The 26,749-nt window shown below is 41.8% G+C and carries 20 protein-coding genes and 1 pseudogene; 3 read left to right on the top strand and 18 right to left on the bottom strand.

Annotation, left to right across the window (positions count from 1 at the left end; all coding sequences use genetic code 11):
* Positions 1 to 100: 100 nt before the first annotated feature.
* Positions 101 to 1,918 carry an SSURE domain-containing protein gene (locus KB197_RS00425; RefSeq protein WP_212573790.1) on the bottom strand — a complete coding sequence of 606 codons (1,818 nt, stop codon included), beginning with the start codon at positions 1,916 to 1,918 and terminating at the stop codon, positions 101 to 103.
* A gap of 115 nt (positions 1,919 to 2,033) precedes the next feature.
* Positions 2,034 to 3,050 carry a glycosyltransferase family 2 protein gene (locus KB197_RS00420; protein ID WP_212573791.1) on the bottom strand — a complete coding sequence of 339 codons (1,017 nt, stop codon included), beginning with the start codon at positions 3,048 to 3,050 and terminating at the stop codon, positions 2,034 to 2,036.
* A gap of 492 nt (positions 3,051 to 3,542) precedes the next feature.
* Between KB197_RS00420 and KB197_RS00415 the strand changes: the two genes are divergently transcribed.
* Entirely contained in the window at positions 3,543 to 4,799 is a 1,257-nt protein-coding gene (locus KB197_RS00415) for an ISL3 family transposase (RefSeq protein ID WP_212574075.1), read from the top strand.
* A gap of 7 nt (positions 4,800 to 4,806) precedes the next feature.
* On the opposite strand, the gene KB197_RS00410 is transcribed toward KB197_RS00415, so the two are convergent.
* The 6 genes from KB197_RS00410 to KB197_RS00385 all read right to left on the bottom strand — a co-directional run bounded on the left by KB197_RS00410 (position 4,807) and on the right by KB197_RS00385 (position 10,420).
* Positions 4,807 to 5,493 (bottom strand): potassium channel family protein, encoded by a 687-nt coding sequence (locus KB197_RS00410; protein ID WP_212573891.1) that lies wholly within the window; start codon positions 5,491 to 5,493, stop codon positions 4,807 to 4,809.
* A gap of 13 nt (positions 5,494 to 5,506) precedes the next feature.
* A complete protein-coding gene (locus KB197_RS00405) occupies positions 5,507 to 6,886 on the bottom strand; it encodes a potassium transporter TrkG (protein ID WP_212573892.1) in 1,380 nt (459 codons plus the stop codon).
* A 33-nt stretch (positions 6,887 to 6,919) separates the two neighbouring features.
* Complete coding sequence (locus tag KB197_RS00400; RefSeq protein WP_084923577.1) at positions 6,920 to 7,684, bottom strand: nucleoside phosphorylase; 765 nt, start codon at positions 7,682 to 7,684, stop codon at positions 6,920 to 6,922.
* Between the two features lie 272 nt (positions 7,685 to 7,956).
* Entirely contained in the window at positions 7,957 to 8,580 is a 624-nt protein-coding gene (locus KB197_RS00395) for a TetR/AcrR family transcriptional regulator (protein WP_064275793.1), read from the bottom strand.
* A gap of 39 nt (positions 8,581 to 8,619) precedes the next feature.
* Positions 8,620 to 9,702: an ABC transporter permease gene (locus KB197_RS00390; protein WP_064275792.1), complete on the bottom strand. Its 1,083-nt coding sequence runs from the start codon at positions 9,700 to 9,702 to the stop codon at positions 8,620 to 8,622.
* Position 9,703: 1 nt separating this feature from the next.
* Positions 9,704 to 10,420 (bottom strand): ABC transporter ATP-binding protein, encoded by a 717-nt coding sequence (locus KB197_RS00385; protein ID WP_064275791.1) that lies wholly within the window; start codon positions 10,418 to 10,420, stop codon positions 9,704 to 9,706.
* A 189-nt stretch (positions 10,421 to 10,609) separates the two neighbouring features.
* On the opposite strand from KB197_RS00385, the pseudogene KB197_RS00380 reads away from it, so the two are divergent.
* Both KB197_RS00380 and KB197_RS00375 read left to right on the top strand, forming a co-directional pair.
* Positions 10,610 to 10,732: pseudogene (locus tag KB197_RS00380) on the top strand (low temperature requirement protein A); the annotation flags it as partial.
* Between the two features lie 70 nt (positions 10,733 to 10,802).
* Complete coding sequence (locus tag KB197_RS00375) at positions 10,803 to 11,000, top strand: hypothetical protein (RefSeq protein WP_064275790.1); 198 nt, start codon at positions 10,803 to 10,805, stop codon at positions 10,998 to 11,000.
* Between the two features lie 526 nt (positions 11,001 to 11,526).
* Here the strand turns inward: KB197_RS00375 and KB197_RS00370 are convergent.
* The 10 genes from KB197_RS00370 to KB197_RS00325 form a co-directional block, all read right to left on the bottom strand.
* Positions 11,527 to 12,465 carry an ATP-grasp domain-containing protein gene (locus KB197_RS00370; RefSeq protein ID WP_064275789.1) on the bottom strand — a complete coding sequence of 313 codons (939 nt, stop codon included), beginning with the start codon at positions 12,463 to 12,465 and terminating at the stop codon, positions 11,527 to 11,529.
* 14 nt (positions 12,466 to 12,479) lie between these two features.
* Positions 12,480 to 13,730 (bottom strand): dicarboxylate/amino acid:cation symporter, encoded by a 1,251-nt coding sequence (locus KB197_RS00365; protein ID WP_064275788.1) that lies wholly within the window; start codon positions 13,728 to 13,730, stop codon positions 12,480 to 12,482.
* Positions 13,731 to 14,092: 362 nt separating this feature from the next.
* Entirely contained in the window at positions 14,093 to 14,650 is a 558-nt protein-coding gene (locus tag KB197_RS00360; protein ID WP_064275787.1) for a sugar O-acetyltransferase, read from the bottom strand.
* 105 nt (positions 14,651 to 14,755) lie between these two features.
* Positions 14,756 to 15,610: a VOC family protein gene (locus KB197_RS00355; protein WP_064275786.1), complete on the bottom strand. Its 855-nt coding sequence runs from the start codon at positions 15,608 to 15,610 to the stop codon at positions 14,756 to 14,758.
* Positions 15,600 to 15,995: a hypothetical protein gene (locus tag KB197_RS00350; protein WP_253170842.1), complete on the bottom strand. Its 396-nt coding sequence runs from the start codon at positions 15,993 to 15,995 to the stop codon at positions 15,600 to 15,602. Before KB197_RS00350 ends, KB197_RS00355 begins: the two co-directional genes overlap by 11 nt.
* On the bottom strand, positions 15,992 to 16,696 hold the full coding sequence (locus KB197_RS00345; RefSeq protein WP_064275785.1) for a cytidylyltransferase domain-containing protein: 705 nt from the start codon (positions 16,694 to 16,696) through the stop codon (positions 15,992 to 15,994). Before KB197_RS00345 ends, KB197_RS00350 begins: the two co-directional genes overlap by 4 nt.
* Positions 16,680 to 18,035, bottom strand: coding sequence for a sodium:solute symporter family transporter (locus KB197_RS00340; RefSeq protein ID WP_064275784.1), 1,356 nt, complete (start codon positions 18,033 to 18,035; stop codon positions 16,680 to 16,682). The genes KB197_RS00345 and KB197_RS00340 overlap by 17 nt, the downstream gene beginning before the upstream one ends.
* A 1-nt stretch (position 18,036) precedes the next feature.
* A complete protein-coding gene (locus KB197_RS00335) occupies positions 18,037 to 19,131 on the bottom strand; it encodes a glycosyltransferase (RefSeq protein WP_421127721.1) in 1,095 nt (364 codons plus the stop codon).
* Between the two features lie 436 nt (positions 19,132 to 19,567).
* A complete protein-coding gene (locus KB197_RS00330) occupies positions 19,568 to 25,516 on the bottom strand; it encodes a ZmpA/ZmpB/ZmpC family metallo-endopeptidase (RefSeq protein WP_212573893.1) in 5,949 nt (1,982 codons plus the stop codon).
* Positions 25,517 to 25,697: 181 nt separating this feature from the next.
* Positions 25,698 to 26,735 (bottom strand): aldose epimerase family protein, encoded by a 1,038-nt coding sequence (locus KB197_RS00325; protein ID WP_070479618.1) that lies wholly within the window; start codon positions 26,733 to 26,735, stop codon positions 25,698 to 25,700.
* Positions 26,736 to 26,749 lie beyond the last annotated feature (14 nt).

The following is a 26,749-nucleotide window of genomic DNA, read 5'->3' as shown; positions in this document are numbered from 1 at the left end:
GTGCTATACCACAATAGTATAACACTATTTTAATCTCTTTACGAACATTCTAAACGATATCTGGATTTTTCATATCCTAGATAGAAAGTCTGTAGCTAGACTAGTCATTTTCTTCTTTTTTAGCTTTCAAACCGAGTCCACCTAGAAGTCCGGCCAAGGCTAATCCAAAGAATCCAAGAGTAGCCATTGATGTTTGGGCTTCACCAGTATATGGAAGCATGTCTTTTTGGTCTTTCATTTGATCAGCCATCATTGGACTTGATACCTTGTTATTAGATACCATCTTGCCTTCATCAGACATTTTGCTTGAGGCTGCTGGAGCTTGATCTTGTTTCATGCTTGGTGTTGCCATAGGCTGGCTAGCATTCATGGTTTTGTCCTGCTCTTTGTTAGGCATCATCTTATCCTGACTAGCAGCTGGCATTTTAGATTTCATCTCATCTTGATTGGCACTAGGCATTTGAGCGTTCATCTTAGATGCATCTTGATGACTATTCATCATTGGAGCCGGCATAGCTGAACCATTAGAAGATGGGACGAAACCTGACTGCATCGGAATCAGAGACTGATGTCCATGCAAGTTCACTGTCAAATCTTTTGTCGCTACAAGGTTGCTCAAGTCTGCCTTGCCGTCTTTAGCACCGTAAACCTTGATGGTAGCTTTATAGCTTTGAGTGCCGTTTTGTTTCAAGAGGTCAAGAAGAGCTTTATCAGATTTTCCTTGAGTGCCGGCCAAGTCTACTTCATAGAAATAGAGACCTTTGCCCAATTTTTCTACTGGTGGAAGAGCTGGATTTTTAGCTGAACCATTGTCTGACCATGGGGCCTTGTCAGAAGCTTTCAAAATCAGACGAGTCAACATACCATCACCAGCGAAGAATTCATATGGGATAACTTGGTTAACACCGGCTGTGAATGGACCTGGCAAGTTGGCTTTATCTAGGTAAGTAGCTGGAACGTCTACTGTGTCTTTGGTATTGTCAGCCACACCTTTTTGAACTTCAGCTGGAGTGGTTAAGCCATTCAAATTGACATCCAAATCCTTAGTCGCTACGAGATTTGTCAAATCAGCCTTGCCGTCTTTAGCACCGTATACCTTGATAGTTGCTTTATAGCTTTGCGTACCATTTTGTTTCAACAAGTCAAGCAGTTCTTTGTCAGATTTTCCTTGAGTGCCAGCCAAATCCACTTCATAGAAGTAAAGGCCTTTGCCCAATTTCTCTACTGGTGGAAGAGCAGGATTTTTAGCTGAACCGTTGTCTGACCATGGAGCCTTGTCAGAAGCTTTCAAGATAAGACGAGTCAACATGCCGTCACCAGCGAAGAATTCGTATGGAATAACTTGGTTGACGCCGGCTGTGAATGGGCCTGGGAAATTGGCTTTGTCCAAGTAAGTAGCTGGGACATCTACTGTGTCTTTGGTATTGTCAGCCACACCTTTTTGAACTTCAGCTGGAGTGGTTGCTGGTTGAGCTTCATTTGCTTCACGGTCTTGTCCAGAAACTGTAGGCGCAGGATTTGTCGCAGGTTTAAGCGCATCTCCTGTTTCTTTCTTAGATTCTGGTTTTGCTTGCACTTCTTCTTTTGGCGCTACCACTTGGTCTTTATCAGCTACATTCACTTTTTCTGGAGAGCTTGTAGCATCCAAGCTTGCTTTAGGTGTTGAGTCTACCTGTTCTGAAGGAAGAGCTGTATCAACTGCTTCTTTGAGAAGTTCTACTGGTAAGTCACTCTTTTCACTCACCGAAGTAGCATCTGGTACAACTTGAGCAGGGGTCGGATTGACCACATCGGCACGTACAGAACTTGGCTGACCAACCAGGACAAAAAAGCCACTGGCCACAACAACTGAGGCAACACCGACACTAAGACGGCGAATAGACCAACGAGTATATCTTTGATTTGGATTGAATTTCATAGGATTCTCCTTAGAGTTTTTCTTTATTTGATGACTCTAGTATAATCTCCTAAAATTAAAAAGGATTAAGAAAAAGTTAAAATTTTTCTTAAATCCCTCTTATAAAATACTTATATTAATTAAATCCATAAACAGACTTGGTGATTTGATAGACAACATTGGAAAGTTTGCGAGCTGGCAAGACCGAATGTTTGGTCAAACGGCTCAACATGGTCTTACGGATAGCCTGAAAGACCTCTGGATTTTCCTGCTGAATATAGGTCCACAGCTCCCGTTTTTTAGCCAGATGCTCTGCTGTGCCTGCTCGGTTGAGCAGGGCACTGGAAATCACCGTCGTGATCTCAATATGATTCAACAGATATTCTCGCATTTTGGGGTGGCTTACTTGGGATAAATCAAGCTGGTCTACCAAGAGTCGATTGACCTTGAGTTGCTGGTCAATACGCTTAATCATCACTTGCTCATTGACAGACTGGTCCTCACGCCCAATCAAATAACGATAGAAATCGACAGGCAGATAGTACATGGTCTTAACCTGCTGAAGGGGGGTAAAGACAAAGAGATTATCGACATAAAAAGTATGCTCAGGCAGTTGGAACTGGCTCGCTCGCAACAAATCTGTCCGGTAAATCAGCGAGTGCATCATGATATACTGACCTTTTGAGAAATTTCCAACCTGATCCCAGCCAAAAATCTGCTGGACAGGCAAGACGGACTCGTAACTCATACTCTTCTTACGAGACTGACCTTCCTTTTCATATACAAAATTAGTCACAAAGGCATCAACTTCCTGCCCCTCACTCTCTAGTTCCTGCAAGGTTTCAAGAATTTTCAAGTAGGTACGAGGATCCACCCAGTCATCACTATCCACTACTTTAAAATAGCGCCCAGAAGCCTCCGCTAAGCCACGATTGACCGCACCGCCATGACCCTTATTTTCCTGATAGATAGCTCTAACGATGTTAGGATACTTGCTGGCTAAACGCTCAGCAATTTCCTGAGTCTGGTCCTGAGACCCATCATTGATAATCAAAATCTCAACTTGCTCACCACCAATCACTAGCGACTCCACACAGTAATGAAGATAGGCAGCAGCATTATAGCTGGGGATGGCGATAGACAATAACTTCATAATCTACTCCTTTAGGGGACTGATTTTTTCTTATACTCAATGAAAATCAAAGAGCAAACTAGGAAACTAGCCGCAGGTTGCTCAAAGCACTGCTTTGAGGTGGCAGATAGAACTGACGAAGTCAGCTCAAAACACAGTTTTGAGGTCGTGGATAGAACTGACGAAGTCAGTAACCATACCTACGGCAAGGCGACGTTGACGTGGTTTGAAGAGATTTTCGAAGAGTATTACTCTCTCTTATCATTTCTTTCTATTCTACCATAAAGTCCAGTTTTTGAAGGACTTTTACTGGAATACAAGGTGTTCTGCCTCTATTTGCTATTTTGGACATCAAAAAAGAGGGGATTCCCCTCCTTACGAATTTAATTGGCTCTATAATATTTGTAGTGGGTAAATCCCCTATAGATATTATGGAGCCTATTTTTGTGTAGAAAAAAAGTCCCATATGACCTATAATGAAAAGCGACGAAACAACTCATTAGAAAGAATCATATGGAACCATTACATTTTATCACAAAACTACTCGATATCAAAGACCCTAATGTCCAAATTATGGATGTTGTTAATAGAGATACCCACAAGGAAATCATCGCTAAACTGGATTATGAGGCCCCATCTTGTCCTGAATGTGGAAGTCAAATGAAGAAATATGACTTCCAAAAACCATCGAAAATTCCTTACCTTGAAACAACTGGTATGCCTACCAGAATCCTCCTTAAAAAGCGTCGTTTCAAGTGCTATCATTGCTCTAAAATGATGGTCTCACAGACCTCTCTCGTCGAGAAAAATCACCAAATTCCTCGTATTATCAACCAAAAAATTGCGCAAAAATTGATTGAAAAAACTTCTATGACCGATATCGCTCATCAACTGGCTATTTCAACTTCAACTGTCATTCGCAAGCTTAATGACTTCCGTTTTAAGCATGATTTTTCTCGTCTTCCAGAGATTATGTCTTGGGACGAGTATGCCTTTACCAAGGGAAAGATGAGTTTCATTGCACAAGATTTTGATAATCTTAACATCATCACTGTTCTTGAAGGCAGAACACAGGCTATCATACGAAATCACTTTCTGCGCTACGAGCGAGCTGTTCGTTGTCAGGTGAAAATCATTACGATGGATATGTTTAGTCCTTATTATGCCTTGGCTAAACAGCTTTTTCCATGTGCTAAAATCGTTCTAGATCGATTTCACATTGTACAACACTTAAGCCGTGCTATGAGTCGTGTTCGTGTCCAAATCATGAATCAATTTGAGCGAAAATCCCATGAATACAAAGCCATCAAGCGCTACTGGAAGCTCATACAGCAGGATAGTCGTAAACTCAGTGATAAACGTTTTTATCGCCCTACTTTTCGCATGCACTTAACAAATAAAGAAATTCTAGACAAGCTTTTGAGCTATTCAGAAGACTTGAGACACCACTACAATCTCTATCAGCTCTTACTTTTTCACTTTCAGAACAAGGAGCCAGACAAATTCTTCGGACTTATTGAGGACAATCTAAAGCAGGTTCATCCTCTTTTTCAGACTGTCTTTAAAACCTTCCTCAAGGATAAAGAAAAGATTGTCAACGCCCTTCAACTACCCTATTCCAACGCCAAATTGGAAGCGACCAATAATCTCATCAAACTTATCAAGCGAAATGCCTTTGGTTTTCGGAACTTTGAAAACTTCAAAAAACGGATTTTTATCGCTCTCAATATCAAAAAAGAAAGGACGAAATGTGTCCTTTCTCGATCTTAGCTTTTCTTCAACCCACTACAGTTGACAAAGAGCCATTTAATTCTGCCAAGTCATCTAGATACTGGTTATTAATGACCGCCAAGATATAGGCATCTTCCTTCAAGAGATCATTAGGGCCAAACTGGACATCCAAGGGGGAATTTTCTTGTTCACGAAATCCTAGGACATTGAGATTGTATTTGCCACGTAGATCCAGCTGGCTCAGGCTTTGGCCTGCCCAAACACTAGGAATTTTCATCTCCACGATAGACACATTTTTATCCAGCTGAAAGACATCAACATTGTTATGAAAGAGAATGGTCTGTGCTAGGGACTGGCCCATCTCATACTCAGGCGAGATTACCGAGTCAGCACCGATTTTTTCCAGTACCTTCTTGGCTGTCTGGCTTTTGACCTTGGCAATAACCCTAGGCACACCCAAACTTTTACAGTGCATTACTGCAAGCACACTCGACTCCAGATTTTCCCCTGTTGCCACTACAACCGTATCACAGGTATCAATTCCTGCGGTTCTGAGGAGTTCCTCGTCTGTAATATCGCCCACAACTCCACGCGCCAAAACAGGCTCAAATTGATTGATGCGCTCGGCGTGGTCGTCAATGGCAATAATATTCATATCTTGCTTGGCTAGAGCCGTCAGGACACTACTCCCAAAAATCCCCAAGCCTAAAATTCCAATCGTACGATCTGACATCGTTCTTCCTTTCTTATCCAATACTAATATCTGCTTTCATATACTGAATCAAATCTTTCTTATCCGGCTGGTAATCCGCTAGACTAACCAGCAAGGTCAAGGGACCGATACGGCCAATAAACATGAGCACCATGACAATGCTGAGAGCCAACTTGCCCAATTCTGGCGTCAGATTTGCCGTTACCCCAACTGTCGCAAGGGCTGAAATGGTCTCAAACATGAGGTAGATAAATCGCGGTGTTCCTTCTGCCGTAATTCCCAACAACATCAAACCCAACAAGAAGGTCATCAAAAAGATAATGAAGACACTAAAGGATTTTTGGACTGTTCGAGCTTCAATGGTTCTCTGCGCAACATTGGCATGAGGCAAGCCCAGCAATTCACTACGAGCAAAGACCAATAAGACAAAGAAAGTCGTAATCTTGAGCCCCCCAGCCGTCCCTCCAGGCGCTCCTCCGAGAAACATCTGTAGGATATAGATAAACAAGGTCACAGGCCGAGCTTGAGTGTAATCAATAGAAGCAAAGCCAGCTGTTCTCATGCTGACAGTTTGGAAAAAGCTAACCAGCACTTTCTCTGGGACACTGAGATTGCCAATGGTTCCTGGATTGTGCCACTCCGTAAAGAGTGTGGATACTGTCCCAAACAGCAAGATCCCTGCAGTCAAGAAGAGGACCAACTTGGTGTGGAAACGCAGACGGCGTTTTTTCTTCTTGTCAAACTGGGTTGCCAAGTCAAACCAGACCATAAAGCCGAGACCACCCGTGATAATCAAGCCAGCAATGACTAGATTGATCAAGGGATCCGTCTGAAAAGCCACTAAACTGCTACTGCCGAAATTATCAAAACCAGCATTACAAAAGGCGGAAATGGCTAAAAAGATAGAGGTGAAAATGCCCCGTTCCCAGCCAAAGTCAGGAATAAAACGAAAACTTAACAGGAAGGCACCCAAGCCCTCCACCAGAAAAGTCGTCAAAAAGATAGACCGCATAAAGGCCTTCAGCGACCGAGTCTCCCCGTAACTAAAACTCTCCTGAATGGTTTCACGACTGCGAAGACTGAGCTTTTGCTTCCCCTGAATATAAAAGACTCCGATAAAGGTCATGAGCCCCAGACCACCAATCTGTATCAAGAGCATACAAATCAACTGGCCCCAAACATTATAGGTAGTAGCCACCGGTTGCGTAAAAAGTCCCGTCACACAGACCATAGAAACCGTCGTAAAAAGATGGTCAAAATAAGTAGCCTGCGAACCGCTTGCCTGGACAAAAGGCAGACTCAAAAGGAGAGAACCTATAAAAATAACTCCAGCGAAACTTAAAAAAATCCGACGAGCTGGCGAAAGTCCGCCAAAGACCCTTTCAAGTTTTTTCACAAATAATTTGAATAACATACATCCATTGTACCATAAAAAGAAGGAGAGTAGCTAGATCTGAGAGACTATCTCAAGGCAGAGTTCCAAGGCCTTTTCGAAAGCCTCTGAACCCCAATCACGACTATCGTACTGGTCCAAGTCTGCTAGAGAGTCCGCTGTAAACAACAATTCTCCCCAAAGAACGCCACGCAGTTGAGCTACCGCCGCAAGTGCAGCACACTCCATCTCCACAACAGCACAGCCTTCCTCCTTGCGATAAGCTACCTTTTCAGCCGTTTCTCGGTAAAAGCCATCTGTCGTCCAGGTTATGACTTCCTCATAGGGAATCCCTTTGGCTTCCAAAACTCGCTCAATGGCAGCAATAGCCTCTGGCTGAATTTCCATATAACGAGAAGGTGCCACATAGTGGTAACTAGCACCCTCATCTCGTAAAGCCCGAACTGGGACTAGAAAGGCGTTCTCCTCTATATCAGCTAGCACACCACAGGTTCCGGTTGAAATAATCTGCTCCACACCATAGCCAATCAACCAATCCATAAACTGGGCCGCTGGAGCCGAACCGACAGGCGCCTGGGCCAGACAAATTTCCTCACCCTTGTAGTTCACGACATAGACTGGATAGGTCTTGGTGGCAGAAATGAATTCTCCGACACAGTCCGCCCCTACTTCCCTCGCATAACGGTCAATCTTCTCTTCTAAAAAAGCATAGACACACTTCTTGGGCAAGTGCAAGTCCAGTTTCTCGTGATTTGGCATAATGACCGCCTGAGGATTATCATCAAACTCTAAAATGGGAATCACATGTTTCTGAATCATAACCCACCCCCTCTGATTTTGTACTATTGTATCAAAAGCTGACTCAGTGTCAAGGAGTTGAATTTAGCAATCCAGAAATCTCCTCTTCCATACACTTGAGAAATCGTTGCACCGCTGGAGAAGTCGGTTTCTGTTTTGGCAAAGCGATTGAGGACTTATGAAGAATACAAAATCCAACAACAAAAAAGACATGAATCTGAAATAAGCAGAACATGTCTTTTTTAGCTTGTTTGAAAGTCAAGTAAATAAATCTTAGCTCTTCTAGAACTCCCTTATTTCCACAAACCACCTAAAATCTGTTTTTCTAATAAGTCTAGGTCCTCTTCCTTTATTTCTCCGTTGTCGCTAACGATATAAAGTTGAGCGAAGTAAGCCAACAATGGACCAACACAAATACGAACCATTTGAGGAATCGTTAACTCTGTATTTACACGTGGATCTGCTAGCAATTCTTTATGAAGCACTCGAAGTTTATCTTGAATAGCATTCCAGATAAAAATCTGTTCATTTTTTAGTTTCTTATTTGAAAAACTCTCCTGCAGAATGATTTTCATCAAAGCACGATTTTTTTTGAGATAGCTCATACGATCGTGGACGAGATAACGAACCCTCTCTTCTGTCGTTTCAAAAGCTAAGAGTTCCTCAACAAAACTACCGAAAATGCCTGGGACTACAGGATGTAAAATAGCCGTCAATAGATCATCCTTCGTCTTAAAATACTTAAACAAAGTTGCCTGGCTTAGTCCAGCACGCTCAGCTATGTGAAGAGTTGAGGTCCCATGGTAACTCCTAGTTGATATGAGATCCACTGCTGCCTGCATGATTTTTTTCTTTCCTTGAGGGTAATTCGCTTCTTCTAAGTAATCTTCAAACGATTCAAAAACAGTCTTATCCATCTAATCTTCACACCTTTTTAGCATTATTTATGTTGATTTCTAAACTTTACGATAACGACGCAATCCAACAATATTGAGAATTGTTAAAATGATCAAGAAAATCATTAAAACACCAAGATTTGGCAAAATATCACCAAGATTGTGTCCGTAAAGAATAATCTGGCTTATTGCATCACCAGAATAGGTTAATGGCAAAAATTTCCCCACAGTTGGAGCCCATGCTCCCATGGATGACAATGGAATAATCCCTGAGAAAAAGAGTTGAGGCATAATCACGAGAGGAATAAATTGCATCATTTGGAATTCTGATTTTGCTAGAGTAGACAAGAGAATTCCAAAAGCTAGTGCTACAAGAGCCAGTACCACATTAACTATTATAACATTTAAAATATTTCCTACAACTTCTACATCTAGTAGCCAAATTGCTGCTAAAACGACAACTGCCGTTTGAAAAATCGCAATAATACCGTAAGACAACATATAGCCATAGACAATTTCAGAACGTTTCACTGGGGTTGCTAACAAGCGATCCAAGGTTCCACTTGTGCGCTCTTTCAAAAGTGCCATACCAGAAATCAAAAAGACAAAGAAGAAGACCACAAAGCCAATTAAAATTGGAATCATACGTGCAAAGAATCCAGTATTTTTATCTCCATATTGGTAAAATTCTTTGATTTCAGGCGCCTTTGCATCTAATTTCAATTGTGGAAGAGCTTGTTTGATACGAGATAGTAACTGATCGGTGCCTTCACTGGCGATACTTGTTCGTAACACTTGTCGTATCATAGATGTCTTGGAGGCATCTGTATTTGCGTAGTCGACCTGATACTCACCGTCTTTATAAGAAATCACAGCATCGACTTTTTCATTTGCTAGCGCTTCTTTGGCCTGATCTAAGTCTTGATAAGTCTCGATGTCCACATGATCAAGCTCATCCATTTTCGTTATCAAACCAGTTGGTAGATCTTGTGTCGCTAACTTGACATTCACGGTTGTACTAGCTGAAAACATGAGGTTCATCAGCCACATAATAAATACCGGCGCTACAAACATCATAGCCAAGGTTCGTTTGTCACGAAGCAATTCTTTGATAACTTTTTTAGCAATAGCAATGGTTCTCATCTTACTCTCCTTCTGCTTTCAAAAATACTTCTTCAATACTTGAAACTTGATAACTTTCTTTTAAGTGTTGCGGTGTATCAAAAGCAATGATTTTTCCACCTAATAATAAGCCGACCTTATCCGTTAACTCTGCTTCATCCATAACATGGGTAGTAACTAATATCCCAACCCCATTGTCTCTAAGCGCGAATAATTCTTTCCAGATTTTCTTCCGAAGAGAAGGGTCGATTCCAACTGTCGGTTCGTCCAAAATCAAGAGCTGAGGATTCCCCAGAAGCGCGATGGCTAAAGACAAGCGTCGCTTCATTCCTCCAGAATAACCGGATACCGTTTTATTCAAATGCTCTGTCAGATCCACAACTTGAGCCACATGGGCAATTTCAGCTGTCAGATCTCTTTTGGATAGCCCTTTTAGCTGACCAAAAAATTCCAGATTTTCTTGACCTGACAAAGCCTCATATAAGGCATCTGACTGGGCCATATAACCAATATCTCCTAAAATATGACGATTGGGCATAGTATGATCCAATACCAAAGCAACCCCTCCGTCAGCTTTTTCCATCCCTAACATAGTCTTAATCATAGTCGATTTACCAGCACCAGACGGACCTATTAAGCCTATAATTTCTCCCAGCTGCAATTCAAAGCTGACATGATTCAAAACCATTTGACGACCAAAAGACTTATCCAAATCTTGTAAATGTAGCAATTTTTTCATATGTTTCCTCCTAGGTGAGTGTTTACTCACTTGTCAAGAAAAAAGTTGAAATTCTTTAAAAAATAAAGCACCAGATTCGTATCTGATGTTTATAATGCACATGTCTTATTTCTAAAAATGTTTTTGAACTTCCTCTCTATACTCCGAAATGGTCTTTTCTGTCCACTTTATTAAAGGCCTATTTCCCCTCTACTTTTCTCGGCTAATCCAACCATCGTCATTGCTATCGCAACTCTAATGACCTTGGTAATGGGAATTCATTTTACTCATTTTTATATGAAACAGACTAAGAAATTTTCAAGACCTAATTGAAACCAAATTAGCCCTTGGAAGTCAAAAAATCCTCGAACTCTACGCTGACCGTCTAGCAGAATCAGACCAAATGCGGCATGGCATTTCTAAGAATTCGGTTAAGGGACGTAACCTACAAGCTGCTTACGTGGATGGATTTACTTTGAGAGATTTCTTCGCCTTCAACCAAGGACTAAATAAAATGGGTGACCAAGCACTTCCTTTTAAAATTCACCCTGAACATTTTGTATTTGCTGGAGTTCACGGTGGAAAGGAAGTGAGGAGTTGATTGGAGAGTACGGTCAACCAACTTATCAAAAAATCTTTATCAGTCTAGATGCTGAAAAACCAGTCGTTCCTGATTCCGATACAAAATGATACTGCCACTCTCATGTCCGATCCAAGCCTTGATATCAAGATGTATGGTATGCACCAGTTCAAAATGAAAAAGGTGGACTCCGCATCAAATTAGGCGTCTTTTCCCCAGAAGCAGCCCCAAGCGAGATGGTACTCGGTCACCAAGAACACCTAGCAGTTGAATTTTTTAATGCCCTCACAATCGCCTGTCAAAACAAAACAATTAAGGGAAAACTACTCAACGCCCTCTTAAAATTCAAGTAAACAAAAACGGGTGACTGAACAATTTAGCCCTTGAAAGCTACAATTGCAAAGTCACTCGTAAAATATGAATCTATAAGCGATATAAAAAACATACTAGTAATTACTTACGATTACTACCTTTAAATAAGATCATCGCTGTCTTACTCTATCCGGAAGTTATTATCAAATTTTTAAAAAATCAACTTCCAAGATGATCATTCACTATAAAGAACTTCTAACTCCCTTTTTAGATATTCAGCCAGATGTTGATGAGCAAAGATGTCAGCATTCTTTTCCGCCGTAGGATTATAGTTTGTATTGGTATTTACATCATACACATAAATATCACCGCTTTCTGATTGAACCCATTCTATAGCTGCGACATCAATATGAGAATTTTTAAGGAAGTTTTCATAAGCTTCTTTTTGAGATTCTGGTAAAGGTTCTGTAATTTGGAACTTTTCAGAAGTTTCCAGTTGTTCTGGTCTCTTACCAATTTGACAACCATCTGCTGGACAAAGTTGGAAACCATCTGAAGAATCAATTGAAACAGTATAAAGGAACTTCTGATTGATAAACTCTGAACGACGGATACGACCATCACTTGGTTTAATATAAGCCTGCAACAAGGTAATACCATCTACTGAAGGTTCAAAAGCAGAACTATTAACATAAGCTTCCAGTTCCTCTTCATTTTGGAAAAGTTGAACTCCTAATCCTTTTCCTGCTCTGTTATGCTTGGTAATTAAAGGATAGATATTCAATTTTCTTGCTGCCTCAATGATATTTTCTGGGCCCAAAACAGCAACTGTTGCTGGAGTTTCAATACCAGATTCATTTAATTTCAAATATTGTTTCACCTTACTGATTTCTAGATTGATGGCTCCCGTTCCATTAACTACTTTACGTCCATGAGCTTCTAGCCAAGTAAGTACCTGTTCCGTAAACTCTGGTGCATAACGATGGCCTCTCGTATGAGAAGATGCAGACATCCTATTGTAAAAAATTCCTTGTGGAGGCGGACTTTGAAGATCTAATATCCCACTTGATAGATCCCATAGTTCATAAGGTACTTGTATTTTTTCTAACCATTTTACTAAATGCTGTGTCCATTCAATATTTTCATGAATCACATAAACTTTTGCGTTACTCATAACTCCTATCTCCTTTAAGAAAAGTTAACTGACAATTGATGTTGCTTGTCTTCTTCTAAACTATAACCCTCGGTTTTTTCAATGACACTGACCGTTAAGATTTGACCCAAAACATTGATCATTGTACGACCAGCATTCACAAAGAAATCAACTGCAAAAATTAAGGCTACTCCTTCTACTGGCAATCCAAGCTGAGGAGCCGCCGCCAACAAAACTACGATAGCACCTGATGGAACAGTCGCTGCAGTTTTCCCAATCAAGGTCAAGAGTAAAACTGTAAATAAGAGACTTGATAATGAAAGTTGGATGCCATAGGCATGTGCGATAAAAATAGTAGCTACCGAGAAATAGACCGCTGCTCCTTCTAGATTAAAGGTATATCCTAGGGGAACAACTAAATCAATCGTACTCTCATCATGCCCCTGTTTTTTTAAATCCTTTAATAGGGAAGGCAACACGACACTCGAACTACCCGAAATAAATGCTAGGGTCAAGAGGCTCCAATTTTCACGAAAAGCAGTCAAATATGGTACTTTAAATATAGAGGCAATCAGAGGAAAAACAACTAAAATGAGAACTGCATAAGCCAAATAGGTTCCGATAACAAATTGACCAAGTCCAACTAACTTATCAATTCCTGTACTAGCGACATCTTTTGCAATAAAACCAAAGATTCCGATAGGAGATAATTTTACAACAACAGTTACAATTTTATAAATAGCTTCAATCCAGATCTGGAAACCTTCAAGAATTTTTTGGGTTTTATCACTCTTCAAGCTACCAATTCCATAACCAAGAAATATAGCAAAAACAATAATTGGAAGAAGAGAGCCCTCTGAAATTGACTTCACAATATTTGATGGAATAAAACCAAGTAAAAACTCACTCAATTGGACATTATTAGCTATCCCATCGATATTACCTCCAGTTTGACCAATATTCACACCTTGACCAAATCCCAAATAGTAACTAGAGAATACAAATAACAAAGTGATTGCAGTTGTGACAGCGAAAAAATAGAGTAAGGTCTTCGTTAAAATTTTACCAAACGATTTTTTTCCAATGACACTAGCCACTGCAACTACTATAATTGGGAATATTAGTGGAATAATGACCATATTTACCAATTTAATGAATGCTTGTCCTAGAAATTGATAAAAACCTGAAAATTGTGGCCAGATTACTGCAACAATAACACCTAAAATCAAAGCTAGCAATAATTGCAAACCAAGTGAAAGTTTTGACCATAAATTAACTAATTTCATAAAATAACCCCTTTGCTTTTATTTGCTAATTATTCTACTACGATTCCTCTGGCTTGACTAATATATATTTTCTATTGTAATCATAAATAAGATTTATAACAATATCTCAAAGTGTCATCGTATCTATTTCGCTATCCATTATAAATTTTTGTAAATTTAGAAAAACACCACCATCTAAACTACTCAACAGAATGCATCAATTCCACAATGGTAAAGAAGAGTAACTTTACTACAAGAAGACTGAAGAAACTCAATTTCAGGAGAAAATGAAGTAAATCTTCCCACAACAAAACGCATATTATCAAGCTTTTTATCCTGATAATATGCGCTTTTCTTATCTTGAAAATTTTTTACCAATCTCTTTATTTCACAGGTATTTCCTTAATCACGCGCGCGGGATTGCCAGCTATGACAACATTGTCGCCAAAAGACTTGGTAATCACGGCCCCTGCTCCTGCAACAACATTATTTCCCAGTGTCACTCCAGGAAGGACAATGACGCCACCACCAGCCCAGAAATTATCTCCGATTGTGATAGGCTTTCCGTACTCGATACCTGAATTGCGCTCCTGTGGATCTAGTGGATGGAGGGGAGTCAGAAACTGACAGTTGGGACCGATCATAGCATTGTCCCCGATACGAATGGGGCAGATGTCCAACATGGTCAAGTTCCAGTTAGAGTAAAAATTTTCCCCTAGATGGATGTTAACACCGTAGTCCACCATCAAGCGCGTATTGATATAAAGATTTTTCCCGGTCGAGCCAAACCAAGTCTTGATGATTTCGGCTCCCTTCAAGGGATCCTCTTCCTTGTTAAAGGCAGCCTGTTTTTGGCGAGAAGTTTGAGCTAAGGCTCTCAGTTCTGGGTCTGATGGACGATAAAACTCGCCTGCTATCATTTTCTGGTATTCGCTTGTCATAGTATTCTTCTCCTTATTCCCTACTATCATATCAAATTTTCCACGTATCTGACTAGGATAAGGAGCACTTTCTACAATTGATTCTCTACCTTCATCATATACCGTCTATCTAGCTAAGCGAATACGAGTTACAATTCCATCTGAGTCTGTTATTTCCAGCTGGCTAGATGTCAGCCACCTGATTGGTGCATCAACATCTTGTGCTCGCTGGGCAATCGTTAACAGTTCTTCTTTATGTTCGACTTCAATGACATAATAGGCCAAACCTGGCAAGTCTTGCTTACGCGGAGCTAAACCTCTTCCTCCCCATTCGTTGACTGCCAAATGATGATGGTAGTCTCCAGCTGCAATCCAACTAGCACTAGGTACACTGAATTTGTCCTCTAGTCCTAACACCTTTTGATAAAACTGGCTGGACTTTCGACTATCCTTGACGGAAAGATGAATATGCCCCATTCTCGTGCCTTCTGCTAGGATAAAGGACTCTACTCTTTCCCCCAACTCATAAATGTCCTGCGCCGCAAGAGCCTCCGTCACTCCGATAATGCATCCATCTTCTCGAATATCCCATTCGGAAACCGGCTTATCTCGATAGAGTTCAATGCCATTTCCCTCCAAATCCTCCAAATAAAGGGCCTCACTGTAACCATGGTCTGCACCGCCGACAAGAGGAATCTGTAAATCTGTCAGGTGTTTCAAGACATCAGCCAAAGCCTTTCGTGTCGGCAAGAGAATAGCCAGATGGTAAAGGCCATAATGTTCCCTTACTTCACCGTTCTCTTGTGCCTGAATCAAGTGTACCAAGGCTTTTCCTCCAAGTCCCAGAACGACCTCTGTCTCAGTTTGAGATAAGATTTCTAAACCAATAACTTGCTGATAAAAGGCTGTTTGACCGGCTAAATCCTTTACATTCAAAACTACCTCTGCTAAATAAATGTGGCTCTTGTATTCATAGGTCATAAATGGTCAAACCCAAAGAGCCCACTTGACTGGGTTGAAGAGGGAGGGCATACATTCCCAAAGGGTAAATATCTGCATAGCCATCATCGAAACTCATGAGGTGCTGGTAATTTGAACTAGCAACCAAGTCCAGAATCAAGCTATTGTCAAAGCTAGCATAAAAGATGGTGTCATAGTCGCCGGCAAGCTCCTGACAAATCTGAGCCAAGTCCTCTGTCGTCTGAGGATAATGAACATGGTCAAAATCCTTTGCATAATGCTCCTGACGGGCATTTTTGACAGGACTGACATAAAGGCTGACAAAGTCCTGATTAGGATAGAGCCCCTTGATATGCTGGGCAATCTTGGCCTGCAAGGGCGTTGTGGCAATGATGAGGTGTTTCATCTCTTTGATTCTCCTAGGTGGTGATGTTGCAGCAAGGTCTCAACGACTTCAAAGTCCAAGGCATCGTCGATATCATAAGAATAGAGTTTGGGCATTTCATAGGCTACTGTCTTATCTGTGTAAAAGGTCTCATCTCGTAGGTAAAGGTCCTTGCGAGAAATCCAAATACTACCGTTGGGATAGTAATAGACAGGCTCTTTCTGCCGAGCATAGTGCTTGGAAACCTGAGGCGGACGGATAAATGACGACTCCACTAACTGCAAGTAAAGACTACGACTCTTGTCTGCCTTAACACAGGAAATCAGATGGTCGGCCCCAGACTGACAGTAGAGTTGATAGGACTCGACGAGGTGCTCCACCTCTCTCAAGGGTGAGGTCACCTGTAGATTCACAAAGACCTGCTCTTCCTCAAAGGGCTGTAAAAAGTCGCGTAAGGTTTCTAAGCTAGAGGTTGTTGATAGGGCCAATTCTTTCGGTCTATGGACACAACAAATCTCTGGATAAGCTTGACGACAGAGTTCTAGATAGGCGAGTGAGTCTGAGGAGACCCAGATGTCACTAAATAACTTGGAGGCTAGAGCGACTTCAATGGTATAGAAAACCAAGGGTTTGCCTGCAAGCGGTTTGATATTTTTATCCACTAAGCCGCGTGAACCCGAACGGATCAAAATGACAGCTATGGGTTTAGATGTTGCTTTCATATAGTCTTCCTAGAATTGAGATAAAAAGGGCAGATAGGGTAGTGATGATGCTATTTAACCAGGGATTGGGGTTGGCAAAAAGGCCACTGTAATGATAGAGAACCAAGGCTCCTAGACTAAAGACCAGATAGATTTTGGCTAACTGTAAACTCGGTCTTTTGAGGAGTAAGACCAAGAAGTACAAACCACCAATCACACCCAGTGTCAAGCCCATAAAGCCGTTAATCCATTCGTAGATGGAGTAGATTTCTGCATTCATGAGCAAGAGGCAGAGGAGCCAGGACAGACCTGCTAAGACAAAGGATAAGAGACTTGGCGACCAGCGAATCTTTGACCAAGCAAAATCCAACTTCAAGCAGGTCACGATTGCATTCATACTGGATGAAACTGTGGATTGGCCTGCTGCCAAGAGAGCCAGCATGATAAAACCACCAAACCAAGGTGCCAGACCTTCCCGAGCGTAAGCGATGAGAACAGGATTGGTCGATGTGGTAGCGAAATTTTCCTGACGAATTAAGCAGCCAATCAGATACAGTAAACTAGCAATCCCAAAGGACAAAAGTCCCTGTAGCCATAAGATTTTTCCAATCTTCTGACGCCCCATTTTGCTATTAAAACGTTGGACGATATCCTGCGAAGAAACGTAGGAAAACAAGCTACTAAAACCTGCTCCTGCAACTAAGATAAAGACCGTCTTCCCATCCAGCGTCTCTGCAAAGTGAGATAGCTGTTGACTGCTATTCACGACTAAACCAGATTGGGTAATTCTTGGTAGAAATAGGACCAATATAGCCAGTAGGACCAAGCCCTGAAAGAAGTCCGTCCACAGCACAACCAAGAGACCACCACTTGCCAGATAATAGACCGTCAAGAGAAGGAGTAAACCAGACAAGATCAGCTGATTGATAGGGATAAAGGGCGCTAAGGCCTGAGACAACAAGTAGGTCACCACTGCTATTCGCCCCAACTGGTAGAGGATAAAAAGACCTGAGGCCAGTGAACGAATGCCAGTCGATTGAAACTTTTCCTCTAAAAGATGATAGGCTGTCTCATAGTTTCCCTTTTGATAGAGGGGCAGAAAATAGCGATGAGCTAGTGGAATGGCTAGAAAGATGCCACATTGGGCAAACCAGAGATAGGACCTACCTGTATAGGCATTCCCCACCAGAGTCAGAAAGGAAATGGGACTGAGCAAGGTCGCAAAAACTGAGAAGGCCAAAACTGTCACTGGAACAGCTTTCTTAACCTGATAATAGTCCTCTTCGCTCCCTTTTTTCCGATAGGCAATCCAGGAAATCAAGCAGAAATAAAGCGAGAGGGTGACTAGAATTCCCAACATCCTAGAAGTTCCTATCTAATAGCTCTCGGTATATGTGAGCTACTTTTTCCAGAGAATAGCGAGAGGCCAAAGCTAGATTTTTTTCATTTAATAGATAAAAATCAGGCTGTTCCATCTCTTCTATCTTTTGAATCAACTCTGATTTGGTTTTAAACAAGTTGATAGCATTGGACTGGCCAGCATAGAAACGATGGGCAATCTCCACATCCGATAATAAGGCTAACAAACCTTGACTCAAGGCTTCAACACAGGCATTGGCAAATAACTCTGTGTAACTTGCAGACAGATAGCATTGGTGCAGATGATAAGGCACTTCGTCAACGATACCTTTAAAGTGAATGGTTGGTGGAAGATCATATTGATTCTGTAATTCTACTAGACGTTCCTCTGAGCCACCATAAAAGGTAATCTGGGCCTTGGAGCCACGTTTGTAGAGTTCGATAAAAGCTTCAATGACAAGTTCAACGTTCTTACCTTCTCCCATATGACCCACCAAGCAATAGTCCAAAACAGGTCCGATTTTTCTTAGCTGACCTACTTTTTCTGTAAACATTGGTGGTAAAAACTTAGTGTCATACCCTTGTTTCGCCAAAGTATCAGTCAAAACCTCACTGGCAACTAGGTATTTGTTTGTCTTGCGCAGATTGGCGAGGCGTAAATCTCGCATGACATTTTCATGGACGACTTCATAATAATTTTTATCCGTGTTTTCCATGTAACGCCAAAGGCTGGGTTTGGGTACGATTTGTTGGTCACGGATAAAGAGGTCGGTTTGCTGGGCCCATTTGGCTAAGAACTTGACCAGTAAGTCCTCTTCAGAACGGATTTCTCCTCCTATGCGGTAGATGTATTCTGGGTAAAAGATAGTGACAGGAGAGGGTTCTTTGAAAGGATCGATAAAGCGTCCTTCCAGAGCCAGTTCTCCATTTTCATGATACCAACGAAGTTCCTTCTCCTTGAAATCTTCAAACAGGAAGGGACCCTTGGTATAGTAATATCTCCCCGAGCCATCTCCTAGTGTAACTGAGGCCACAAAACCATCTTCATTGAGCTCCACCTGATCTCCGTCTGCTAGCGTTAGACTTTCTGGTCTCACTGATAAGTCTGCATGGCCTATATCTGAAAAACTATGCGGAACACATATCAGTTCTTTTTCTAAAAATCCTAACTTGATCAAGTCTTTCTTCCAGTCAGGACGAAGCTGAGGGCTCGAAACAAGGTGGACATATTCCAAACCCAGATGTCGTGCTATATGGGCTCGATAGACCTAGGTACTCTCAAAGCCATAACGATGGATTTCCTTGGCTGGATGGATGCTGACAATTCTCGACATGATGTAGACTCTTTCTCTCTTATTTTCTGCTTACAAAGGAAAAACCACCCTCACAAAAAGGCGAGGGTGGTTCATCCGTTACAATGCTTGGGGATTTCCTAGCAAGTTCCCCCTCAAAAGGACTTTATGCTATTCTATCACAAAGACTGACCATCTGCAAGATAGACTGGATTAGACAGGATAGCGTGGGGGAGTTTTCTTATTGTTTATAAATCGATTCTCTGAAATCATCTGTGCTACGTAGGTAGGCATTGTAGATTTTTTGTTTTAATAAGTGGACCCAACTTGCAGGAGCGTGGCTTGTCGTACGGTCAATGTTAGCCACATCTTTTGCCACTGCTTGATCGATGAGTTCTTGCATTTGAGCAGCTGAACGAATTGTAATCTCCTTGCTGCTGTTTGGTACACCAAGTTCATACTGAATAGTGATTGGTTTCAACTGGTCTTGCTTGCGAATACGTTTATTAAACATATCCTTCTTGAAATCAGCCCATGAACCATATTGATTGGCAAAGATATTTTTCAAGACGAGACTATCAGTGATGAGGCCCACATCTTTCCTAAGCCAATCTGAATAGGTGATGTCCCCATTGCGTTTAGCTTCTTCTGCATATTGGTTGGATACATATGGTAAGAACCCATCTTTGTAACCTTTTTCTGCCAACAATTCGTAGGCTGTCTTTCTAAACATGATGTCACCAGGTGCACCCTTTGGATTACTGAGAGCAGCATAAATCGGTGAGAACATGCTGATAAGATGATAGCCATTACGAGTATAGTCACTCTTATCACGGTATGCCCGACGGTTGATGATATTATTGTCAATCAAGGCATCAAGACTGGTTAGTTTACTTACTTCAGCATCTGTCAATGGACGAACAGAGTTTCCAGCATGAGTTTGTTTATGGTACTTGTCCTCAATGTAGAAATTCTCTATTTTTCTAAACCATTTTTTCTTAACATCATTTGACTTAGTTAAAATGGCATTGGCTTCCATAGCATCCAAGGTATACAAGACATCGTACATACCGTGCACATACTCTTGCAAGGCTGCGGCTGATGTGAAGCGGCTTGTCGGATCATAAGTATGCAAGCGAGTTGGTGAATCCTTATCCCCTTTATAGAGAGTATTCAAGACAATAGCATCCTTATCTAGACTGTCAGCAGATTGCAACAGTCCTAAGGCATACAACTCTGCTCCCAATCCTTCACGACGACCTTTTCCTTCAAAGTAAATATGTCCGTCAGAATTATGAACCATTTCATGGGTATAGACTGATGTTCCGTATTTATCCAACAGGCGGTCGCTGACATAGTGGACCTCAGAACCGTTGGCATAGGCTCCAGCTCCTTTGCTTTCCCCATACCACTTACCAGTTGGTCCAAAGAAGTTGTAGATAGAAGCAATGGATTTATCAGACAGGGTAGCCCAGTAATACTTGCTATTGCTATCTTTCATACCAAAGCCATCTGACACCATGACTGAACGGAAGAGTTTTTCTTTGTATTCTGGTGAAAGGAGATGGTACCAGATATCGTAGTGGTCTCGTTGCCATTCAGCCGACTGGTCGACCTTAGCACGGACATACTGACGCAATTCCTCTCCTGACAAGACTGTATTATTAACACGGTCACGATAGCGTTCATAGCCACCAAAGGCCAAGGTAGAAAGATTTGAAATCACATAAACATCCTCTTCTGGCAATGTTAATAGCGGTAGGATCATGTTTTTTAATTTCCAACTTGGTGCCGTAATACGGTCATAGACTCCCAGTGTATAGTTACTACCTGGTGTAGCTGACTCTTGTTTGGCACGCACTTCTGGAATAGCTGACTTACTCTCTACGATATAGGCCTTGGTATTTGTCTTCAACCATTCATTATTGGTTTTGGTTGGTAGGAAGAGTTTTCTGTAAGACTCTAGTAAATCCGTCACTGTCTTGCGACCTTTTGCAGCTGCTAGTGTTGTTTCATAGGCACTTATATTATTTGATGCTTTGAGATTTTCCATACCACTCTGACCTAGTGCAATGATGGTATCCAAGGTTGAAGCTGTGTTATTGCCATCAAAGTCAAACTTATAGGTATTGAGGTCCTTGGTATTGATGTGATCGTAGTTGATATTGTACCAGCGATTGAGGTAGGTCAAACCAAGCAAGAAAGCTTCCTTATTGTTCTTAATTTTCTCGCTGATGTAGGTTGCTACACTTTCTCCCATCGTATTGATAGACTTGTCCATGGCTAGCACTTTACGAAGATGTTCGCCGATATTGGATTTAACTTTTTCAAATTCTTTGTCCAAATATAGCGAATCAAGCGACGCATCTGCCTCAATGCCCAGAACTCTTCTCATGGCTGCTGAGTCATATTCAACTCCTTGCAAATCTGCTAGGACCTGATTGGTCACTTTCGTATAGTCAGATAAAAAGGCCTCTGGTGTAAAGATAAAGTTTTTACCTGCTACGCTGTACTCTGCAATTTGTGTATTTTTGAAGTTTTCTTTGTAGGTGACATCCAGATAACTGATTGTATTATCAGCAAAATGCAACATCAGTTTATTGATAGTTGCTTTATTGGCTTGAATATCTGTGATGATGTCATTGTCCTTCATTGGTACAACATCCAGCAATTCTGTAGTATAAAGCTTATCCGTAGGATCAACTTGATTTCCATAGTGAACCACTAGCTCTTTATTATAGAAAGGCATCAATTTCTCAATATTGTGATAAGCAACTTTTCGACTAGCTTGACCTTGGCTTAACTGAGTATAGTCCACACTGTGCTGATTGGCCTTGAGTGTTTGACCTGTATCGTTTAGTGTCACTGTCATCCCATAAGACTGAACCTTTTCTCTGGCCTGGTCTTGGGTGATTGGGGCCGCATAGAGATCAGCCTTCTTGTTCTCAACAGCAGTGCTGGCATCTTTGATGTCCGCTCCCCTGTACTGGTCTCCTGTGATGGCATAACCATCTCCAGCGTTGACCATGCTAACGACATGATGGATACGGCCATTTTGCCATGTAGAACCAGCTATTCCTCCGACTCGTGGATAAGTTGTTGTGTTGAGAATGGTTCCACTTGCTAACGCGTGAGAAACTAAAGCACCACTTTGAACTTTCCCAACAATACCTCCCGCAAATTGGTCATTGTTGCGAGCATTGCTAGAAATATTTGCATCAACTGCGACCTTATCAATCTTAGCCTTAGTACCAGATAAGAGCCCTGCTATACCTCCTACATAGTAAGGAGAGCTATCCGCATGCTTGGCCTGAATGCTACCTGTAAAGGAACTATTAGTAATTTCTGTATCCTGAGCCTTCGCTACCAAACCTGCAACTGACTTGCTACCTGTCAATTGACCTTCTACAGCTACATTACTAATCTGGCTGTTAGTGGCCACTTTGGCTAGGCTGGCTGTGTCTTCTTGACTCTTAATGGCTACCGCTTTAAGGTCAATATCTTTCACAGTAGCCTTAGTCAAATTATCAAACAAGGCTGTCTTAAGGTCATAAATCGCAAACGGCTTCCCGTCACTCGCACCGATAAGATTACCAGTGAAAGTTCCTGTCACATAGCTAGTTTGTCCCTTTGCTAAGGCCACCTCATCAGCTGTCATATCAGCTCCAAGTTTAAAGGTTCCAGAGAGATTACCCTGCATGGCAGCAATCAGTTTCTTGAATGAAGTATAGACACCGTCCTTGGCAATCTTTTGCTTATCAATTGTGAAGCTATAGTTATCCTTGTATGCTGAACCTTTCTCTTGAACCAGTTCATTGAAGGCAACGGTTACCTTGTATTTCCCATCCTCTGTTTCCTTAATAGAGCTAACTGGTAGCAACATTTCTTTCATCTTATCTGATTTGATTTTGACAAAATAAGGTGACAAATCGCTTGGTACTTCTGATAAGTTCAGATAACGACGGTAGTGACCCTCTTCCTTACCATAGAGCCCCACTTCATCCACATCTTTGATTTCAATTTTTTTATAGTCTAATTGAAAATCTTTCGTTGATACTTCTGTATTTTCCTGATCAGATTGGCCTAGATTATAGGTCAAGTAAGTCTTAATTGTATAAGGAGTATAGTAGTCCAAACCATCAATCGTTTGCTGAACGGATAAATCTTTCAAATTCACTTCTTTAATCAGTGTTCCATTTTGAAAAATTTGGGCCTTGGCCTTAACAAAAGCAGACGTTGGGTCATCTAAGCGGTAGTTGACTGCTACTGCTTTTTTGCTCTCATCTTTAACCAGATTAGTAATTTCAACTGTTGGTTTGGTTTTAACAAGACTACCAACCTTGACAATCTCTTTGGTTGGTTCTACTTCTGTACGTGAGATTTCCTTGCTAGCTTCCACCTTACCATCTACGAGATAATCTTCATACTCGATTGTCCGTAAACCGTCTTTTCCTTCCTGAGCAATTTCTCGATGATTTTTTAAGATAGTCGCATCTTCAATTTCTTCAGTTTCATGAGGAATGGTTTCTGTTACTGTACGATGATTACTTGTCAAAGGCAGTTCAGGAAGAGCCTCTGCCACAGCAGCCTCACCTTCGTGACCCGACTCTTGGGTACCTTGAGTGCTGATTGGATCTGTATACGCTGGTTGAACGGGTTGAACTAGAGCCTCACCTTCATGACCTGACTCTTGTGTGCCTTTTGCTTCTACCGGGGCTGTGTACGCTGGTTGTGCTGGTTGGACTAGAGCCTCACCCTCGTGACCAATTTCTTGGGTCCCCTTACTGCTAACAACTTCTGTAGACTCTGGCACTGTTGGCTCAACTGGAGCTCCCTCCTGAGGACCTGTGTAAACTGGTAGTTCTGATTGAACCAGGGATTCGCCTTCATGACCTGACTCTTGTGTACCTTGGGTGCTAATTGGGGCTGTGTACGCTGGTTGCACTGGTTGAACCAGGGCAGCACCCTCATGACCTGGCTCTTGCGTGCCTTGAGTGCTAATTGGATCTGTATACGCTGGTTGAACTGGTTGAACTAGAGCCTCACCTTCATGACCTGACTCTTGGGTGCCTTGAGTACCGATTGGTGCTGTGTAGGCTGGTTGCACTGGTTGAACTAGAGCCTCGCCCTCATGACCTGACTCTTGGGTGCCTTGAGTGCTAATGGGTTCTGTATAAGACGGTTGCTCTGCTTGAACTAGAGCCTCACCCTCATGACTTGACTCTTGGGTGCCTTGAGTACTGATTGGTGCTGTGTAGGCTGGTTGCACTGGTTGAACTAGAGCCTCGCCCTCATGACCTGACTCTTGTGTGCCTTGAGTGCTAATTGGGGCTGTATAAGACGGTTGCTCTGCTTGGACTAGAGCCTCACCCTCATGACCTGACTCTTGTGTACCTTGAGTGCTAATGGGTTCTGTATAAGACGGTTGCTCTGCTTGGACTAGAGCCTCACCCTCATGACCCGGCTCTTGGCTCCCCTTTGCTTGCACTACAGTTTCATTGTTTTTTTGTGGTTGAGGCTCTATAGGAGAAGGTGTTCCTCCTTGTTGTTCCTCTATCGTTGAGCTACCTACATTTTCTAAGTTAGACTTGCTGTCATGCGCCTTCTGTTTATTTGATTGCTTAACAACGTCTACTTTATTTTTCACATATCCAATATATGTATAACCAGGGATATCAACCGGAGCTGGCAAGGCATCTCCTGCCTGGACCGATAGTTGGGTATTATAGGCAGCTAGTGTTTCACTAGTCAAGGCAAGGACAGTTGGAGACAGCAACTGGCTTCCTAGACTGGTTACTAACAAGAATCGACTAATCTTGCTCTTACCATCACGTCCCTTAAGAACCACTACGACCAGCAAACTAAGGCCTGCCACTAAGGCAGCAGTTCCTAGAGAAGAGCTAGCTCCTGTGTTGGGTAGTACTTGATTTGCTCGATAAACAAGATAGTAGGTAGCATCTGTTTCTTCCGCTACTTGTGGTAGGGATGTAACTAAGAGAGTCTTCTCTTCATCAGTCAAATCCGACTCTAAAACATAAGTATAATTAACGGCATGAGATTCTTGGGCAGATACAGTCTGTAGGCCAGTTCCCATCAAAAAGAAACACGCAACTGCTACAGATACAAGGCCAACTGCCAATTTTCTCAATGAGAAATTCTGTCTTTTTTCTCCACTAGTTTTGAAATTCATATTCCCCTCTTTTTACATTTTTAAATTAGTATATTAATTTATAGTGAAATATACAACTCTTCCCATTATACATCAACTTTTTAAAAGATTCTAGGGATAGATATGCAAATAAGGGAATAATAAAAGGCATTCCTAAAATTAGATACCTAACTTCTGGAATACCTATCATATTTCTAAATTTTTATTTCACAACAAGCTCATAGCGTGTCTTGCTTGTAAAGGTTTGACCTGCTTTGAGAATAACTTGGTCTTTGAGGTCGCTGTGAATGGCATCTGGTAAAGCCTGCGCTTCAAGGGCAATCCCATTGTGCTGTACCATTGGCTGACCTCCTATGATGACACTTTCATCCACAAAGTTTGCTGTGTAGACTACAAAGCAAGGAGCTTCTGTCTTGAAAAGCAGGAAGCGACCTGAATTTTGGTCATAAAGGAAACCAGCATTGTCATGACCTGCAGGAAGGGCAAATGGGTGATCCAAACCAGATACTAGCTGGATTTGTTCGTCTTCTTCTGCAAAGATATCCTTCAACAAGACACCATTATAAATGTGTTTCACTACATCACGATTGGCATCTGGAGTTTTGGCAGGAACACCATCGGGAGCGATTGGATAAATGCCCTCTGTGTTTAGTTGGAAGACATGACGGTCAATCGTCTTTGTGAAATCACCAGACAAGTTGAAGTAGCTGTGATTGGTTGGATTAACCAGCGTATCCTGATCTGTCGTTACCTTGTAGCTGATTTCATAGGCACCAGTTTCTTCCAAGTGATAACTGATCCAAATCTTGAGATTTCCAGGAAATCCTCCTGTCCCATCTGTACGCTCTATGTAGAGGGTCAAACCATGGTCGCTCACTTCAACTAGTTCAAACAAGCTAGAATCCCAACCAGTTGAACCACTATGGTTACAGTTGCTAGCATTGTTGACTTCAAGGTCATAGTTCTTGCCATTAAGCTCAAAGGTCGCACCTGCAATACGTCCTGCCACAGGACCTACGCTAGCTCCATGCTTGGGACTATTGCCTACATAGCTATCAAAATCATCAAAACCCAAGATAACATTGGCAAAATTTCCAGCCTTGTCAGGTGTGACATAGCGTAAGATGGTCGCACCATAAGTCATAACCTCAAGCTGGTAGCCACCGTCTGTCTCAAAGCGATAGGCCAAGACATCCTTGCCCTCAACATTTCCAAATACACGCTCTGTGTATGCTTTCATTCTGTTCTCCTTTT

It is taken from the genome of Streptococcus sp. 11-4097 (assembly GCF_018215285.2).
Lineage (GTDB): Bacteria > Bacillota > Bacilli > Lactobacillales > Streptococcaceae > Streptococcus.
Note: the sequence above shows the minus strand (reverse complement) of the source record. Positions and strands in the feature narration are given on the sequence as shown.

Bases quoted from the DNA above. Each gene is read 5' to 3' on its own strand.
- KB197_RS00385 (WP_064275791.1), bottom strand. From the start codon at position 10,420: ATGAAAAAATTGCTACATTTACAAGATTTGGATAAGTCTTTTGGTCGT.
- KB197_RS00425 (WP_212573790.1), bottom strand. From the start codon at position 1,918: ATGAAATTCAATCCAAATCAAAGATATACTCGTTGGTCTATTCGCCGT.
- KB197_RS00370 (WP_064275789.1), bottom strand. From the start codon at position 12,465: ATGAGTAACGCAAAAGTTTATGTGATTCATGAAAATATTGAATGGACA.
- KB197_RS00375 (WP_064275790.1), top strand. From the start codon at position 10,803: ATGCGGCATGGCATTTCTAAGAATTCGGTTAAGGGACGTAACCTACAA.
- KB197_RS00415 (WP_212574075.1), top strand. From the start codon at position 3,543: ATGGAACCATTACATTTTATCACAAAACTACTCGATATCAAAGACCCT.
- KB197_RS00355 (WP_064275786.1), bottom strand. From the start codon at position 15,610: ATGACCTATGAATACAAGAGCCACATTTATTTAGCAGAGGTAGTTTTG.
- KB197_RS00345 (WP_064275785.1), bottom strand. From the start codon at position 16,696: ATGAAAGCAACATCTAAACCCATAGCTGTCATTTTGATCCGTTCGGGT.
- KB197_RS00365 (WP_064275788.1), bottom strand. From the start codon at position 13,730: ATGAAATTAGTTAATTTATGGTCAAAACTTTCACTTGGTTTGCAATTA.
- KB197_RS00410 (WP_212573891.1), bottom strand. From the start codon at position 5,493: ATGTCAGATCGTACGATTGGAATTTTAGGCTTGGGGATTTTTGGGAGT.
- KB197_RS00405 (WP_212573892.1), bottom strand. From the start codon at position 6,886: ATGTTATTCAAATTATTTGTGAAAAAACTTGAAAGGGTCTTTGGCGGA.
- KB197_RS00340 (WP_064275784.1), bottom strand. From the start codon at position 18,035: ATGTTGGGAATTCTAGTCACCCTCTCGCTTTATTTCTGCTTGATTTCC.
- KB197_RS00330 (WP_212573893.1), bottom strand. From the start codon at position 25,516: ATGAATTTCAAAACTAGTGGAGAAAAAAGACAGAATTTCTCATTGAGA.
- KB197_RS00400 (WP_084923577.1), bottom strand. From the start codon at position 7,684: ATGATTCAGAAACATGTGATTCCCATTTTAGAGTTTGATGATAATCCT.
- KB197_RS00350 (WP_253170842.1), bottom strand. From the start codon at position 15,995: ATGAAACACCTCATCATTGCCACAACGCCCTTGCAGGCCAAGATTGCC.
- KB197_RS00360 (WP_064275787.1), bottom strand. From the start codon at position 14,650: ATGACAAGCGAATACCAGAAAATGATAGCAGGCGAGTTTTATCGTCCA.
- KB197_RS00390 (WP_064275792.1), bottom strand. From the start codon at position 9,702: ATGAGAACCATTGCTATTGCTAAAAAAGTTATCAAAGAATTGCTTCGT.
- KB197_RS00395 (WP_064275793.1), bottom strand. From the start codon at position 8,580: ATGGATAAGACTGTTTTTGAATCGTTTGAAGATTACTTAGAAGAAGCG.
- KB197_RS00325 (WP_070479618.1), bottom strand. From the start codon at position 26,735: ATGAAAGCATACACAGAGCGTGTATTTGGAAATGTTGAGGGCAAGGAT.
- KB197_RS00420 (WP_212573791.1), bottom strand. From the start codon at position 3,050: ATGAAGTTATTGTCTATCGCCATCCCCAGCTATAATGCTGCTGCCTAT.